1 protein-coding gene is annotated in these 1,258 nt (G+C 74.2%); it reads right to left on the bottom strand.

The genetic code is table 11. The features are described 5' to 3' along the window. On the bottom strand, window positions 1-1,258 hold a 1,258-nt coding region (locus F8A92_RS18440; RefSeq protein WP_153506638.1), incomplete at both ends, for an HNH endonuclease signature motif containing protein.

Below are 1,258 nucleotides of genomic sequence, written 5' to 3'. Positions count from 1 at the left end.
GGTGTCGGCGGTGGTTCCGCCGGTTCCGTCGGGCCGGTGCGGGATGACGTGGTCGAGCTCGCAGCGGTGGGCGGGGCGCTCGCAGCCGGGGAACCGGCAGGTGCCGTCGCGGACGTAGAGCCGGGTGCGCATCCGTTTGGGTGGCCGGTATTGCTTGGTGCCTACGTCGAGGGGTGCGCCGCTGAGCGGGTCCACGACGATGCGCCGCCATCGGGCATCGCGGGCGAGCAGGCGGGCGTAGGCCGGGTCGATCTCGCCGAGGCGGCCGATGGACGCCGCGGCGTAGTCGGCCTCGGGGCGGCGTACCAGATCGGCGCCGGCCAGGATGGGCGCGGGAACGGTGATCTGGACGAGCCGCTGGGGGATCTGCGGGATCGTCAGGTTGACCTGGGTGCCGAGCTCGCGGATCTTCGCCCACACGGCGGCCACGAGGTCGGCCTCCTCGTCGGTCACGTTGGCCGGCTGGGCGTCGATGTCGACGTACGGCTGCTCGAGGCGGTCCACGTCGTCGCCGACGTCGTGCCGCCGGAAGGCGGCCGGCCCGCGCAGTGCGGTGAGGAACGCGTCGGCCCGTTTCTGGTCGTGGGTGCGCCGGTCGCCGGCGTCTGCGGTGGCGGCCATGAACTCGAGCGCCGCATCGGCTTCCGCCGCCTCGGCGGCGGGTAGATAGCCGGAGACCGCGCACATCCCGTGGATGTCGATCTTCCCGATCGACAGGTGGCGATCGGCGATGCCCCGGCGGCGGCGCTGCTGGGAGATGTCGGTGCCGGTGACGCGTCCGATCACTCGCTGCACCCGTGCCCGCCACCGGGCGGGCGTGCCGATCGTGGCCGAGCGCGCCAGCAGCTCGGCGACCCGTTCGGCGTGCGGGTCGCTGAGCTCGCTGGTGAGCTGATCGACCGCTCGCAACCGCGCGGCGTCGAACGCCGCGTCGTCGCCGAGCCGCTCGAGCAGGCCGCCGAACAGCCGGACGGCGCGATCGGCGCAGTGCACCAGGTTCATCGCGGTCAGCGGCGAGATCTCCAGAGCGGGCGCGAGCTCGGCGGCGACGATCTCGGCGGCGCGCACCCACCGGTCGGCCGGCTCGCCGAAGAGCCGCCGCACGCCGCCGGGGACCGCGTCGTCCGGCAGCCGCGAGGCCGCGTTGCGGCGCATGGTCACCAGCAGCTCGAGCTCGCGGCGGTGCAGCGCGGCCTGCTGCTTGCGCACCTCGATGATCTCGGCCAGCGCGACATCGCCCGGGTCGGCCATGACCCCG

The sequence above is a fragment of the Cumulibacter manganitolerans genome (assembly GCF_009602465.1).
Taxonomy (GTDB): domain Bacteria; phylum Actinomycetota; class Actinomycetes; order Mycobacteriales; family Antricoccaceae; genus Cumulibacter; species Cumulibacter manganitolerans.
This window is presented reverse-complemented; position numbering and strand designations above follow the sequence as displayed.